The following is a 15,448-nucleotide window of genomic DNA, read 5'->3' on the forward strand; positions in this document are numbered from 1 at the left end:
TCCTCTATTCTATCGAGTGATATACGCGCTTCCTCATAAATTGATTGTCGCTTTAAACACCTTTGATTACTTGTTCTGCAATTTGTACTGCGTTCCATGCCGCGCCTTTAAGCAGGTTGTCGGAAACAATCCACATATTCAGTCCGCGCGTATGCCCTAAATCTCTTCTTAATCTTCCAACAAACACATCCGGTTTACCAGCAGAATCGGTTGCAAGTGGATATTGTTGATTAGCTGGATCATCTACTACAGTAATACCAGGTGAATTCGCTAATAATTCCGTAACTTCTTTCAAATCAAAATCTTGCTCTAGTTCGACATAAACAGATTCTGAATGTCCATATACAACGGGAATACGTACACAAGTTGCTGTAACGTCGATCGATTCATCCCCAAGGATTTTTTTCGTTTCGTTGACCATTTTCATTTCTTCGAACGTATATCCATTATCTGTGAACTTATCAATTTGAGGTATGGCATTAAATGCGATTTGATGTTTTACTGGTAGTCCTCCAACAGGTAATACATCTGGATTTACCGGTTCATCAGCTAACACCGCTTTTGTTTGACGGATCATCTCTGTTATCGCGCTTGCCCCTGCACCAGAAACAGCTTGATACGTAGAAACAATCACACGTTTTAGTCCATAGCGATCCATCAAAGGCTTTAGTGCTACTACCATTTGCGTTGTTGAGCAGTTAGGATTAGCAATCATCCCTTTATGCTCTTTAATTTTTTCGGCGTTTACTTCAGGAACGACAAGTGGAGTATTCGGATCCATACGATATGCGCTAGTGTTATCAATACAAACAACGCCTCTTTCTATCGCATGACTAGCTAATTGTTTCGTTATATCTCCACCTGCGCTGAATAGTGCAACATTAACACCATCAAAGCTTTCTGGTTTTGCTTCTTCTATCGTAATTTCGCGACCTTGGAATACTACTTTCTTCCCAGCGGATCGAGCGGATGATAACAATTTTAGTTCCTTTATCGGGAAGTTTCTCTGATCGAGTAATTTAATAATTTGTTCCCCTACTGCACCGGTTGCACCAACAACTGCAACATTGTATAACGTTTGATTAGACATATACTTTCTTCTCCCCTCATCGCGATGTAGCGATTTATTAAACTAATATAGGCTGCAACTGCTCCCCTTGGAGTGCTGCTTCGCACGCTTCCATAATTAAATCCATTCGAGCAACAAGTGAGTTTGGCTTTTTCTCCGGGTCATCTTGTCCGAACGGTACAAAATATATATTTTTAGCGACTAATAACTTGGCAATATTGGCTGCATTGAGCCCTAAACCATCATTAGTAGAAATAGCTAACACTACTGGACGACGATTGCGCATCTGCGCTTTTGCAGTCATTAATACAGCACTATCCGTTTGCGCATTAGCAAGCTTGCTTGTTGTATTGCCAGTACATGGAGCTATCACAAGTACGTCCAATTGTTTACTCGGACCAAGCGGTTCAGCTTGCACTATCGTCGATATTATTTCATTGCCTGAAATTTCTGTTAGCTTCTGTTGCCATTCCTTCGCTGTACCGAACCTCGTATCCGTCGTAATTAATGTTTGTGATACAATAGGGATTACTTTCGCACCTGCATCTACAAATCGTTGAATTTGCGGCATTACTTCAGCGAAAGTACAATGTGATCCGGACAAAGCATAACCTACAGTCAATCCATTCCAATTCATTATTCATTCCTCCGATTGCTAATATCGTCAATCATTAACTGAGCTAGACAATCCGCTATAATTCGTCCAGCCGTCTGTGGAGCGACGATACCTGGCAATCCAGGAGCAAGAATCGCTTTAACACCGTGTTGAGCAGCAAAGTCAAAATCTGTACCACCTGGTTTGGAAGCAAGATCGATAATTACTGCATTTTTCGGCATATTCACGATAATTTGCGCTGTGACTATCATAGTCGGAATTGTATTAAAAATCAAGTCAATATTACTCAAATGATGCTCAAAATCCTTGATATAGAAAGGTTCCAACCCCATTTCTACTGCTCTTGCAAACTGATCTGGCTTTCTCAAACCAACTTTTACTTTTGCACCCAGAGCGTGCAAAACTCTGGCCATAGTAAATCCGGTTCGTCCAAACCCCAAAACGATAGCTCGTGATTGATGAATGGTGAAATTAGTATTTTCTATTGCCATGACAAGTGCACCTTCGGCAGTTGGAATAGAGTTCATAATGGCAATATCATCTCGTTCGAACAATTCGATTAACGAAATCTTTTGCTCTGCACACATTTGCTGTAAGTTAGACCGAGCCATTCCCGTATATATGACGGCATCCTTCGATAATTGCGCTATATGATCAGCAGTTAATTGGATAGGCTGGTTACCGAAAGGAGAAGCAATTAATCCTTGTTCGTCTATGCCAGCTGCCGGTAGTATAATACGATTTTTTCCCTGCATTACTTCTGGTTGAAAATCTACTTGCAATACACCATCTAATGGATGATGGCACTGCTCAAAACCACAAACGGTTACGTTGGCATGTAAAGCAACAAGCTTTTTCATTACTTCGAATTGTCTGGCGTCCCCTCCAAGTATAAGCACCTGTTCGCCAGTCAGCATGGAGCATCACTTCCTTTTTTATAGCTATAACTTATACTATGTCTAGATCGAATGCATGGTTACTAACACAGCACCTGAAGCATACTTGTCAGCACAAAAAAAGCTGATTAAGTTTGCAATGAAATGGTGACCCATCTCCAAAATGCAAACCTAATCAGCTCTTCTTTCATACTATTTTACGCCTGTATGACCAAATCCACCGCTTGCTCTAACGGTTTCAGATAATTCTTCACTCTCTACGATCGTAATTTGTGGTACAAATTGAAATACCATCTGAGCTATTCGCTCTCCACGTGTTATAACAAATGGCTCTTGTCCTAAGTTTGCTAAAAGCACTTTTACTTCTCCCCGATAATCGGCATCGATTGTACCAGGTGAGTTTAAACAAGTAATGCCATGCTTATAAGCTAGACCACTGCGCGGACGTACTTGCGCTTCAAGCTCTGGCGGCATCGCCATCGCAAAGCCTGTAGGTATTAATTTGCGCTCTCCCGGCATTAACGTTACTTCCTCTTCTACAGCTGCATGAACGTCGTAGCCGGCTGCCCACTCTGACATTTTTTGTGGCAATACTATATCTTCGTTTCCTGGTAGTTTTTTAAACTGTACTTGTAACAAATTGATTCCTCCCTATTGTTGTTGCATCTTTATCATTAGTACCAACAGTTGCTACTGCGAATGGAACAGAAAGCATAGAAGAAGTTACTTCTCTAATATCATCTTCTGTTACTTGATCGATTCGAGCTAGCATATCATCGAGTGTAAAGTGGCGCCCTAACATTAACTCATTTTTTCCTAGTCGATTCATTCGACTGCTCGTACTTTCTAAACTGAGAATAAGACTGCCTTTTAGCTGTTCTTTTCCTCGTTTCACTTCTTCACTCGTCAATCCTTTACTTTGGAGCAGTGATAACTGTTCTAAAGTTAAATCTAATACTTCTTTCGTTTGCTTCGGCGCTGTACCTGCATATATCGTAAATAGTCCACTATCTACATAAGACATATGATAAGAATATACAGAATAAGCTAGACCTCGTTTTTCTCTAATTTCTTGAAATAAACGAGAACTCATACTACCACCAAGTGCGTTGCTCAACATAATCATCGCATACAACTGTTTATCCTGAAACGAACAACCCGGAAATGTTAAACAAATATGTTGTTGCTCAGTTTTTTTCTTATAAAAGTTATAATCACTTATAAAGTTCGGAACTTCAATCGGACTAATAGTTGTAGAACGTAATTGAAACTGACCAAAATACATTTCTAATTGTTGCAATAATACATCGATTTGAATATTACCAGCAACACTTATTACGGTATTATCAATCGTATATGTTTGCTGCATATAATTTCTTAAATCATCATCTGTCATACTTTGCAGCACTTGTTCGGTTCCTAGTATAGAATAGGCAAGTGGATGGTCACCATAAGATGCCCGTGCAGATTCATCATGCACTTTATCATCCGGAGTATCTTCATACATCGCAATTTCTTCTAAAATAACATTCTTTTCTTTCTCTAATTCTACTTTGTCCAATTGTGAGTTGAAGAACATATCTGCTAACGTATCCATCGCTATTGGCAAATGATCGTCAAGTACTTTGGCGTAGTAACACGTATACTCTTTAGTCGTGAAAGCATTCATATTTCCACCTATACCATCAAAGATATCGGCAATATCTTTTGCAGAGCGTGTTGACGTTCCTTTAAACAACATATGTTCAATAAAATGAGAAATCCCATTGTTATGTACTGTTTCATTGCGGGAACCTGTTTTTACCCAAATTCCAAAAGAAACAGACCGAACATTAGGGATTTGTTCAACTACCACACGTAGCCCATTGCTCAATGTATATTTGTTCACTGTCGTCCTCCTCATCTGTGAATATGTCCACTATATCAGAATCATCTTTTTGCCTCAACTTTATGTTCTATCTGACGATAATGTTTCACTCACTGGTCCTATTTTCAACCCTTTTCCTTCTATAATTTCAATCATTTGAGCAAGTGCATCTCGTGAACTGGCAGTAGGATGCATTAAAATTAGAGTGCCGGCGTCTACATTACTACGAATTTTATTAACGATTTGGCTAGCAGGAGGTTTTTTCCAATCTACCGTATCTAGCGTCCATAATATTGTCTGTAGCCCTTGTTGTTTCGCAACATCTACTGTTGTTTGATTAAAAGATCCCGATGGTGGCGCAAACCATTTGTTGTTGACTTTTAAAATAGACTGTAATAACTGTTCTGTTTTTTCGATTTGTATATTTTGATTTTGCCTGCTCAATGTAGCCATATCTGGATGTGAATATGCATGATTAGATATTTCATGTCCTTCTTGTTGGATTTGCTTCGCTACTTCTGGATATTTCTTCAACCAGCTTCCATCTAAAAAGAAAGTTGTTTTTACTTTTTTGTCTCGTAACGTTTGTAGCATACTATCCAAATATTCATTGCCCCAAGCTACATTAATTAATAATGAAACCATTTTTTTTTGACTATTTCCTCGATAAACAGGATGAGCTCCCAAGTCACTTAGCTGTATTTCTGGTTTTACTTCTACGTATTGATACGGTATAAGCGAGTTTTTCGTATTTAATCGTGCAAGCTCAAACGTTTTATCAACGTCAATTTTCAGTCCATTATAGCCGGGAATCGCTTTCCATACCCGATCAATTTTAGCATTTTCTGGAGCGATATATTGTTTGTTGGCTTCTTCTTGTATTTGCTCATATAGTAGTTGATCCTGTTTGCTCATTGGACTACTTATTACTGTAACATCACTACTGTCTGTTTTTGCATGATTCATAAAGGAAAATATCCGATTATTTGTCGTTACTAAAAGGATGGTTAACCCAACAATGCATATGGTTGCCGTCAGTTTTTTTTTCCAAACCATAAAATCACTCCATTTCTTTTTCGCACCGTAATTGCTGGTTAATATGTATGTTCTGACGGACAAGTTTATGTGCGAAAAAATAAAAAAGAGACAGATATGATCTGACTCTTGACTAATGGAATGTATATTATTTGCCGATTATCATGCAGCTTGTACTACTAATAATTATTCTTTTGAAGTCGTATCATTAGCTAAGACTGCTTTGCGCGACAAATTAATACGTCCTTGTTGATCAATTTCCGTTACTTTAACAGTAATTTGATCACCGATTTGTACAACATCTTCTGTTTTCACTACGCGCTCTGCGGACAGTTGAGAAATATGAACTAAACCATCTTTGTTCGGCAAAATTTCTACAAATGCTCCGAACTTTTCAATTCTTTTGACAGTTCCTAAATAAATCTCACCTACAGCTACTTCACGCACAATGCCTTCAATAATTGCTTTCGCTTTATCGTTCATTTCGGCATTGCTTGATGAAATAAATACAGTTCCGTCTTGTTCAATGTCAATTTTAACACCAGTGTCTTCAATTATTTTGTTAATAATTTTACCACCAGCACCAATAACATCACGAATTTTGTCTGGATGAATATGCATCTTAATAATGACTGGTGCATATTTAGACAGGCTTGTTCGAGACTCTGAAATTATTTCAGACATTTTGTTTAAAATGTGCATTCTTCCTTGACGAGCTTGTTCCAGTGCTTGCTCCAAAATGCTACGGCTAATGCCCGCAATTTTGATATCCATTTGAATAGCTGTTACACCAGTAGGTGTTCCGGCAACTTTGAAGTCCATATCTCCCAAATGATCTTCCATTCCTTGAATGTCAGATAATATAGAGAACTGTTCTCCATCCATAATTAGCCCCATTGCAATTCCAGCTACAGGCGCTTTAATTGGAACTCCAGCATCCATCATAGCAAGTGTACTAGCACAAATACTCGCTTGTGAAGATGATCCATTAGACTCTAGCACTTCCGATACTAATCGAATCGTATATGGAAAATCAGATTCCGATGGAATTACTTTGGATAATGCTCGCTCTCCCAAAGCTCCATGACCAATTTCACGTCTACCTGGAGGACGAAGCGGGCGTGCTTCCCCTACACTAAATGGCGGGAAATTATAATGATGCATAAAGCGTTTTGTTTCTTCTGGTGAAATACCGTCTAATATTTGTACTTCTCCTAATGCGCCAAGCGTACAAATACTTAGGGCTTGTGTTTGTCCACGTGTAAACAAGCCTGAACCATGAGTACGCGGCAACAGAGCAACATCGCATTCAATAGGACGTATTTCATCCAATGCTCGTCCATCTGGACGAACTTTATCGTACGTTATAAGACGACGAACTTCTTCTTTGACAATATCAAAAAGTACTTCTTTTACATCAGCAATTAATTCTGGTTTATCTGCATATTGCAGTTCGAAATGTTCTACTGTTTTTTGATTAACTGCATCGATAGCATCTTGGCGAGCATGTTTTTCTACAACTTTGATCGCATCAACTAACTGTGCTTGCGCAAATGCACGAACATCAGCATTGACGACTTGATCAACCGCATGCAAAGAAACTTCCATTTTAGCTTTACCTGCAATTTTTTGTAATTCATCGATCGTTTGTACAATCTTTTTAATTTCTTCATGTCCAAACATAATCGCTTCCAACATTACTTCTTCAGCAACTTCATTTGCTTCTGCTTCTACCATCATAATCGCATCGACAGTACCTGCAACTACTACATAAATATCCGTTTCATCTTCTTGTTCTACCGTTGGATTAATAATAAATTCTCCGTTGATTCGTCCAACAGTAACGCCGCCGATTGGTTTTTCAAACGGGACATCAGATATTGCAAGCGCTGCCGATGTACCTATCATAGCAGCCATCTCTGGCGAGCAATCTTGATCAACGCTCATGACAATGTTTGCAATTTGTACATCATTACGAAAACCTTCTGGAAATAATGGGCGAATAGGGCGATCTGTTAAGCGGCTAGATAAAATAGCTTTTTCACTTGGACGTCCTTCTCGCTTAATAAATCCACCTGGAATTTTACCAACCGCATATAAACGCTCTTCGTAGTTTACGGTTAATGGAAAGAAATCTAAATCTTTTGCTTCTGTTGAAGCAGTAACTGTACAAAGCACAACAGTATCGCCGTAACGAACTGTAACAGCAGCATTCGCTTGTTTAGCTAATCTACCTGTCTCTAATGACAATGGTCTGCCACCGAGCATCATATCAACACGATGTAGCATGAAACTCCTCCTTTTTCTATTACAAAAAGCAACCCGAACAGCTATTATTAGCGATGCAAATAATAGAGACAGCCAGGTTGCTTTTTATATCATTTGAATTAGCGGCGCAAGCCTAGTTTTTCGATCAGAGCACTGTAGCGTCTGACGTCTTTGTTTTTCAAGTATGCCAACAGTTTACGACGTTGACCTACCATTTTCAACAAACCACGACGTGAATGATGGTCTTTCTTATGCTCACGCAAATGCTGAGTTAAGTTAACAATATTCTCCGTCAGGATAGCGACTTGCACTTCTGGAGAACCAGTATCGCCTTCGTGCGTTCTGTGTTCTTCAATCAATTGGTGTTTACGCTCTTGAGTTATAGCCATCCTAAATTCACCTCCTCTTCTTAGATCACCATTAGCCTCGCTGTCGCCGGTGAAAACGAACATCCAAGCTAAGGTTAAGTTGCAGCTACGTTTTTTAACGATGGCAACGATGTAAAGTATACCATATTGTATAATTATTTGTCGAGACATTTTGTATTATTTATAGTTGACCTTTTGTTTCTAAAACATACATCCCAATATAAAATTATGAAAATATTTTAACGGGTTGGAACACTTCGTTTTCTCGGTTTACTGTAAATATACCTAAAAATTGGCTGGAGGCATTGTAGATTTTAATAATATGACCTTCTGCCCAATCCTCAGGAACAGTTATTCCTAACATCTGCCATTTTACTCTTTGTCCTTGCAATATACGGCTAGTTTGATCATCTGCAATGCATATTTGATCCAAATGATCGATCGCTTCATCTGTTGCTATCAAATGATTTTGTAATTCATCAGACTGCATGAATTGCTCTATTTGTTCCAAAGTAAGACAGTCATTTGCTGTAATACCGGCAGATTGTGTCCGAACTAACTGTGTCATGGTCGCAGGTATGCCTAATTTTTTTCCAATGTCAACGCACAATGTTCGAATGTATGTACCTTTGGAACATTCGACTTCAAAAGTAAAAGTCGCTTCACGATCAGCCAAATGTTCTTCAAGTAATTTTATATTGTAAATAGTAACCTGCCTCGTTTTTCTTTCGACTGTTTTACCTTCACGAGCCAGCTCATATAATCGCTTACCATTTACTTTCACCGCAGAATACATAGGAGGCGTTTGTTCTACTTCCCCTACAAATGTTTCTAATACAGCTGTTATATCATCGATATTTACTTGAAAATCATCGACTTGTTCTATAATGTTTCCGGTAATATCTTCTGTATCTGTTGCAATACCTAATCGGAGCGTAGCTGTATATGCTTTGGGACGTTCTTGCATATATTCGACAACACGAGTAGCCCGTCCTATACACAAAGGAAGTACGCCCGTTACGATAGGATCGAGCGTACCGGTATGACCAATACGCTTAACACCTAACAAACGACGTACTTTGGCAACTACATCATGACTAGTCCAACCAGCAGGCTTCCAGACGGCAAGAATTCCTTCCATACTAGTTCACCACTGCCTTTCGAACTTCAACCAATAACTCATTCATCGCTTTATTTAGATCGCCTTCTAGACGGCAACCTGCTGCACGTTTATGACCACCGCCACCGAATTGTTGCGCGATGTGAGCAACATCGACTAAACCTGCGGAGCGTATACTTGCTTTAATAGAACCATCTTCCGCTTCTTTAAATAAAATACCTACCTGTACACCATCGACATTAAGAGCGTAATTAACAATTCCTTCGACATCTTCAGATACTGCACCTGTAGATTCCATATCAGTCTGCAAAATATAGACCCAGCCAATTTGCTGCTTATCATCAAACGTTAGACGACTTAATGATAATCGCAATAACTGCAACTTTGCCATGGTCATTTTCTCCAGCAGTAGATCGGATATTTGGGAACCATTAACTCCTAAATGTAACAGATGTGAAACGATTTGCATTACTTTAGCACTTGTATTAGAGTATCTGAAACCACCTGTATCTGTGAGCAGACCAGTATAAATGGCTGTTGCACAATTCAAATCTAATGAAAATCCAGCAAGTGCAATGAGATCGTACAAAACTTCTACAGTTGCAGCAGCATCTGCGCGAATAACATTTACTTGACCAAATCCATTATTAGTCGGATGGTGGTCTATATTTAATATATTGACCTGTTCAGCAAACAAATTACTTACTGCCCCAATTCGTTTAAAATCCGCACAATCGACCGTAATGACATTGCCATATTTCACATCATTTTCTTCATTAGAATAACGTTCAATCTGTTCAAACTGATGCAAAAATTGCAATCTGCTTGGCAATTCACTTTCATTCATGAAGATAGCTGATTTGCCCAGCTTAGATAGCAACCATCCTATCGTAAGCTGAGCACTTATTGCATCACCGTCAGGTTGCACATGTGAAACAACAAGAAATTGATCTGCTCTCTTCATAAAATCCAATGCTTGCTGTAATTGTTCTTGATATGATGGCTCTAAAGTCATCATTGTTTATCGTCTTCTCGGCTTATTTCTTCTAGTATCGATTCGATACGGCTACCGTATTCAATACTGTTATCGAACTTAAATTGCAGCTCTGGTGTATGACGCAATTTCATTCGTTTGCCTAGTTCAGATCTCAAAAACCCACTACCTTTTTCAAGTGCAACTAACGTCTCTTCTTTTTGCTCGTCGGTGCCAAGCACGCTCAAATAAACACGAGATTGTGACAAATCATTTGTCGTTTCTACACCTGTAATCGTAATAAATCCGATACGGGGATCTTTTAGTTCTGTTTGGATAATTTGACTCAGTTCTTTTTTGATTTGCTCACTAACTCTGCCTACTCGAATTTTTGCCATGTACTATTCACCTCTCTACTGCTTCCATAACGAATGCTTCGATTATATCGCCTTCTTTGATATCGCTAAAACGCTCAAGCGTAATACCACATTCAAAGCCTTGCGATACATCTTTCACATCGTCTTTAAATCGTTTTAACGATTCTACACTTCCTGTATAAACGACAATGCCATTACGAACAACTCTTGCTTCTGCATTACGTGATATTTTTCCATCTGTAATCATACAGCCTGCAATCGCACCAATTCGAGTTACTTTAAATATATTACGAACTTCTGCATGACCGATAATAACTTCTTTATAAATCGGGTCAAGTAAGCCTTTCATCGCTTGCTCAATTTCTTCGATTGCACTATAAATTACTCTATGCATCCGCACATCTACTTTTTCTGACGCGATTGTAGCTTCTGCTTGTGGCTCTGGGCGAACGTTAAATCCGATAATAATTGCATTAGAAGCAGATGCCAATATAATATCAGATTCCGTAATTGCTCCAACACCAGTATGAATAATTTTTACACGTACACCTTCGATATCAATTTTAGCAAGTGATCCTTTTAGTGCTTCGGCAGAACCTTGGACGTCAGCTTTAATAATAACGTTCAAGTCTTTCATTTCGCCTTCTTTAATATGATTATACAAATCGTCCAAAGTTACTCGTGTATTTGCTCCGATTTCACTTTGACGATGTTTGATTGATCTACGATCCGCGATAGCGCGAGCTTTTCGCTCATCTTCAAAGGCAAGGAATGGATCACCAGCAAGTGGAACTTCTGTTAACCCTGTAATTTCTACAGGAGTAGATGGACCAGCTTCTTTTAAACGGCGTCCTCTGTCACTTAGCATTGTCCGTACGCGACCAAAACAGTTACCTGCAACAAATGCATCGCCTACTCGCAGAGTTCCGTGTTGCACTAGAATTCGAACAACAGGTCCTTTACCTTTGTCTAACTCAGCATCTATGACAGTACCACGTGCACGTTTATTTGGATTTGCTTTATAATCATTTACTTCTGCAACTAACAAGATCATCTCAAGAAGATTTTCTATACCAATTCGTTGTTTCGCAGAAATTTCTACAAAGATAGTGTCGCCGCCCCACTCTTCAGGAACTAGCTCATACTCTGTCATTTCTTGTTTAATGCGGTCAATATTAGCATCTGGCTTGTCAATTTTATTGACAGCTACAATAATCGGCACTCCAGCAGCTTTCGCATGACTGATTGCTTCTACTGTTTGAGGCATAATACCGTCATCTGCTGCTACTACAATAATTGTAATATCGGTAACTTGTGCACCACGGGCCCGCATTAATGTAAATGCTTCGTGTCCAGGTGTATCAAGAAACGTAATTTTTTTGTTATTAATTTCGACTTGGTAAGCTCCGATATGCTGTGTAATACCACCAGCTTCACCGCCAGAAACGTTAGTTTTCCGGATCGAGTCAAGCAATGTTGTTTTACCGTGGTCAACGTGCCCCATAATTGTTACAACAGCTGGACGCAATGTAAGATCAGCTTCAGCATCAACTTCTTCGATCGTTTCGAAATCGTCTTCTTCCACCGGAATTTTCACTTCAACTTCTACGCCATATTCATCGGCAATGAGTTGAATAGCTTCCATTTCGACTTCCTGATTAATTGTAGCCATCACGCCAAGGAAAATCAGTTTTTTAATAACTTCCGATACATCCTTATGCAATAGTTTAGCTAGCTCAGCAACAGTTAATGTGCCACGTACAATAATTTTCTTTGGTGTGTTATCGATTTTTTCACGAGGTGGTTGCTGTTGCTTACCTCTATTACGGTTTCCACCATGTCTTCCACCGGAACGACCGCCATATTGATTGTTGGAATCTCCTCTGCGATTTCCACCCTTGCCACCGCGAGAATTATTGTTAGAGCTTGTATTACTACTACGATCTTCTGGTTTGCCCTTTGCTTCAGAACCAGTTCTGTTCGTTGGTTGCTGTGAACTCGTAGTACGTTGTTTTACATCACCTGTACGAGCTGGACTTGTTGTAGTTGGACTTGCTGTTCTTGCTCGTGGTGCAACATTTTCTTTTTTCTCGGTAGTCCGAGCTTTGTCTGCATGATTTACTGCTTTTACTTCAGCAGTAGTATTTTCTGCTTTGCTTTGAGTTACTTTTGAGTTTTCTATCGATTTAGTTGTCATATTATTATTATTCGTAGACCCCTGTCTCTCTTGATTTGATGGTACTTCTTCTTGCATTCGTTTTGCTGCTGCATTGGATTTGATGTTTTTAAAAAAACCTTCCACTTTTTCAACCATACTAGGTTCCATTACACTCATATGGTTGTTCACTGGCAAATCCATTTTTTTTAAAATAGTAATAATCTCTTTACTACTCATGTTTAAAGATTTTGCATATTGATACACTCGCAACTTATCTTTTGATTCTTTTCCTTGTTTGTTATCGCTCAAGTAGAATCCACCTCCGTATATTAGCTCAAATGACTCGCTATTAGAGCTGCAAATTGCGCATCGGTAATTGCGATAATAACACGATCTTCTTTACCGATTGCCTTCCCCAATTGTTCGCGGTCGTACGCTTCGGCAAGTTGTATTCCGTAGGTGCGGCATTTATCAGCAAACTTCTTTTTTGTGTTGGACGAAGCATCGCCCGCGATAATAACGAGACTACAGTTCCGCTGTCTAACTGCCTTGAGCACAATTTCATCACCAGAAATTAATTTGCCAGCTCTTGTTGCAAGTCCTAGCAGTGACAGTGCTTTATCAGCTTTCATCGTTTGTATTCCCCTTGTTCGCAATAAACTGTTGCTCTACTGCAATAAACTGCTGCTTAAGTTGCACATAAACAGCCTCGTCTACCGTTTGTTTCAACGCTCTATCAAGCGCTTTGCTCTTTTGTGCTAATGCAAAGCAATTCAGTTTGCCACATAAATAAGCGCCTCTCCCTGCCTTTTTGCCTGTCAGATCAACCATAATTTCTTCATCCGGTGTCCGGACCACACGGATCAGTTCCCTCTTCGGCATCATTTCTTGACAGGCAACACATTTGCGAAGCGGTACTTTTCTTGGTTTCACCGCACACCCTCCTCTAACGACAACTCGTTTACATTAATCAAAAGACACAGAATCTTGCGGCATCGTTTCTGTAGTGTTTTTTGGACGGCCGAATTCTTGCTCCGCCTGCGATTCACTTTTAATATCGATTTTCCAGCCAGTAAGCTTAGCTGCTAGTCTTGCATTTTGTCCTTTTATACCTATAGCTAATGAGAGCTGATAGTCAGGGACGATGACTCGAGCCATCTTCTCTGCTTCAAATACATTCACTTCAACCACTTTTGATGGACTAAGTGCATTAGCGACATACTCTTCGATATTATCTGACCAGCGTACGATATCGATTTTTTCACCTTTTAACTCAGATACGATAGTTTGAACCCGCAAACCCTTTTGTCCAACGCATGATCCAACAGGATCTACTTCTTCATTACGGGAATGAACTGCAATTTTGGAACGAAAACCTGCTTCACGTGCTACTGATCTAATTTCTACTACACCATCGAATATTTCAGGCACTTCGAGTTCAAATAATCGTTTTAACAAACCTGGATGTGTACGAGACAAAATAATTTGCGGTCCTTTTGTCGTATTCTCCACTTTAGTAATAAATGATTTTACTCGATCGCCATGTTTGAACTTATCGGTTGGCATTAGTTCTGTTAATGGTAAAACAGCTTCTACTTTTCCTAAATCGACAAACAAATTTCGGGTATCTTGACGCTGAACGATACCATTGACGATATCTTCTTCTTTATCAATATATGCATTATATATCAATCCACGTTCTGCTTCTCGAATCCGCTGGGTAACGACTTGCTTTGCCGTTTGTGCTGCTATTCTGCCAAAGTCTCGTGGTGTAACTTCAATCTCGGCTATATCGTCTAGTTGATAATGCGGATTAATTTCTCTGGATGCATCTACAGTTATTTCTAACCGTGGATCAAGTACCTCGTCAACAACTGTTTTGCGTGCATACACTTTGATAACACCATTATGTCTGTTCATATCTACTCGTACATTTTGTGCAGTGTTAAAGTTACGTTTGTAACTCGATATGAGCGCAGCCTCAATCGCTTCCAAAAGCACATCCTTAGAAATTCCTTTATCACGTTCTATTTCATGTAATGCTTCAATAAAATCCATGCTCATTGGAACTATGTTCCCCCTTTCACTATTCTTTCCTAACTAGAAAACAATGGCAAGTCGTGCACTGGCGACTTTGTCATACGCAATTGTATGCACATTTTTACCTATGCGAATAACGACATTCTCGCCGTCGAACGCCTCTAACAATCCTTCAAATTCTTTTAATCCGTCGATTAGCTCGTAGGTTGTCATGTAAATATGCTTGCCGACTGCTTTATGTACGTCCGCAGCTTTTTTTAACGGCTTTTCCGCACCTGGTGAAGATACTTCCAAAAAGTAAGCTTGCTTTATTGGATCATCTTTATCCAGTTGCTCGCTGACATACTCACTTATTCGACCGCATTCATCAATGTCGATTCCATCTTCTTTATCTACAAAGATACGTAGAAACCAATTGCTTCCTTCTTTAACATATTCAATGTCAACCAGTTCAAAGCCATTTTCATTGAGATAGGGCTGCACCATTGCCTCAATAGCGGATTTGATATTGGATGTGCTCAAATTAAGACAACCTCCTGTTGTTTGCACGCATTTAAAAAATTTTCCATTACAAAACGTAAAGAGTGGGTTTCCCCACTCTTCTGCATCGAATGTCTTTATCATCATTGCCACAAAAATTATATCATAATCGCCGTGTAGT

General features: G+C 39.3%; 16 protein-coding genes. All 16 read right to left on the reverse strand.

All coding sequences use genetic code 11. From position 1 onward, the window contains the following. Positions 1-52: 52 nt before the first annotated feature. Positions 53-1,090, reverse strand: coding sequence for an aspartate-semialdehyde dehydrogenase (locus ACFSTH_RS20240; protein ID WP_377773293.1), 1,038 nt, complete (start codon positions 1,088-1,090; stop codon positions 53-55). A gap of 37 nt (positions 1,091-1,127) precedes the next feature. Next, positions 1,128-1,706, reverse strand: a complete 579-nt coding sequence (locus tag ACFSTH_RS20245; protein ID WP_377773295.1) for a dipicolinate synthase subunit B — start codon at positions 1,704-1,706, stop codon at positions 1,128-1,130. Further along, positions 1,706-2,602, reverse strand: a complete 897-nt coding sequence (dpsA, locus tag ACFSTH_RS20250) for a dipicolinate synthase subunit DpsA (protein ID WP_377773297.1) — start codon at positions 2,600-2,602, stop codon at positions 1,706-1,708. The genes ACFSTH_RS20245 and dpsA overlap by 1 nt, the downstream gene beginning before the upstream one ends. 171 nt (positions 2,603-2,773) lie before the next feature. Next, a complete protein-coding gene (dut, locus tag ACFSTH_RS20255; protein ID WP_377773299.1) occupies positions 2,774-3,220 on the reverse strand; it encodes a dUTP diphosphatase in 447 nt (148 codons plus the stop codon). Then, on the reverse strand, positions 3,201-4,469 hold the full coding sequence (locus tag ACFSTH_RS20260; protein WP_377773301.1) for a M16 family metallopeptidase: 1,269 nt from the start codon (positions 4,467-4,469) through the stop codon (positions 3,201-3,203). Before ACFSTH_RS20260 ends, dut begins: the two co-directional genes overlap by 20 nt. A 60-nt stretch (positions 4,470-4,529) precedes the next feature. Then, positions 4,530-5,504, reverse strand: a complete 975-nt coding sequence (locus ACFSTH_RS20265) for a polysaccharide deacetylase family protein (RefSeq protein WP_377773303.1) — start codon at positions 5,502-5,504, stop codon at positions 4,530-4,532. Positions 5,505-5,669: 165 nt separating this feature from the next. Further along, positions 5,670-7,772: a polyribonucleotide nucleotidyltransferase gene (pnp, locus tag ACFSTH_RS20270; protein ID WP_377773305.1), complete on the reverse strand. Its 2,103-nt coding sequence runs from the start codon at positions 7,770-7,772 to the stop codon at positions 5,670-5,672. Between the two features lie 98 nt (positions 7,773-7,870). Continuing rightward, a complete protein-coding gene (gene rpsO / locus ACFSTH_RS20275; RefSeq protein ID WP_377773307.1) occupies positions 7,871-8,140 on the reverse strand; it encodes a 30S ribosomal protein S15 in 270 nt (89 codons plus the stop codon). A 205-nt stretch (positions 8,141-8,345) separates the two neighbouring features. Continuing rightward, on the reverse strand, positions 8,346-9,260 hold the full coding sequence (gene truB / locus ACFSTH_RS20280; protein ID WP_377773309.1) for a tRNA pseudouridine(55) synthase TruB: 915 nt from the start codon (positions 9,258-9,260) through the stop codon (positions 8,346-8,348). A gap of 1 nt (position 9,261) precedes the next feature. After that, a complete protein-coding gene (locus ACFSTH_RS20285; protein WP_377773311.1) occupies positions 9,262-10,257 on the reverse strand; it encodes a DHH family phosphoesterase in 996 nt (331 codons plus the stop codon). Continuing rightward, entirely contained in the window at positions 10,254-10,610 is a 357-nt protein-coding gene (rbfA, locus tag ACFSTH_RS20290; RefSeq protein ID WP_377773313.1) for a 30S ribosome-binding factor RbfA, read from the reverse strand. The genes ACFSTH_RS20285 and rbfA overlap by 4 nt, the downstream gene beginning before the upstream one ends. Before the next feature lie 7 nt (positions 10,611-10,617). Further along, positions 10,618-12,984 carry a translation initiation factor IF-2 gene (gene infB / locus ACFSTH_RS20295; RefSeq protein WP_377773593.1) on the reverse strand — a complete coding sequence of 789 codons (2,367 nt, stop codon included), beginning with the start codon at positions 12,982-12,984 and terminating at the stop codon, positions 10,618-10,620. A 92-nt stretch (positions 12,985-13,076) separates the two neighbouring features. Continuing rightward, complete coding sequence (locus ACFSTH_RS20300) at positions 13,077-13,379, reverse strand: L7Ae/L30e/S12e/Gadd45 family ribosomal protein (protein ID WP_377773315.1); 303 nt, start codon at positions 13,377-13,379, stop codon at positions 13,077-13,079. Next, positions 13,369-13,680: an RNase P modulator RnpM gene (gene rnpM, locus ACFSTH_RS20305; RefSeq protein ID WP_377773317.1), complete on the reverse strand. Its 312-nt coding sequence runs from the start codon at positions 13,678-13,680 to the stop codon at positions 13,369-13,371. The genes ACFSTH_RS20300 and rnpM overlap by 11 nt, the downstream gene beginning before the upstream one ends. A gap of 33 nt (positions 13,681-13,713) precedes the next feature. Further along, positions 13,714-14,811: a transcription termination factor NusA gene (gene nusA / locus ACFSTH_RS20310; protein ID WP_377773319.1), complete on the reverse strand. Its 1,098-nt coding sequence runs from the start codon at positions 14,809-14,811 to the stop codon at positions 13,714-13,716. A 36-nt stretch (positions 14,812-14,847) separates the two neighbouring features. Further along, positions 14,848-15,309 carry a ribosome maturation factor RimP gene (gene rimP / locus ACFSTH_RS20315; RefSeq protein WP_377773321.1) on the reverse strand — a complete coding sequence of 154 codons (462 nt, stop codon included), beginning with the start codon at positions 15,307-15,309 and terminating at the stop codon, positions 14,848-14,850. Positions 15,310-15,448 lie beyond the last annotated feature (139 nt).

The sequence above is a fragment of the Paenibacillus yanchengensis genome, from assembly GCF_042684845.1.
GTDB classification, from domain to species: domain Bacteria; phylum Bacillota; class Bacilli; order Paenibacillales; family Paenibacillaceae; genus Pristimantibacillus; species Pristimantibacillus yanchengensis.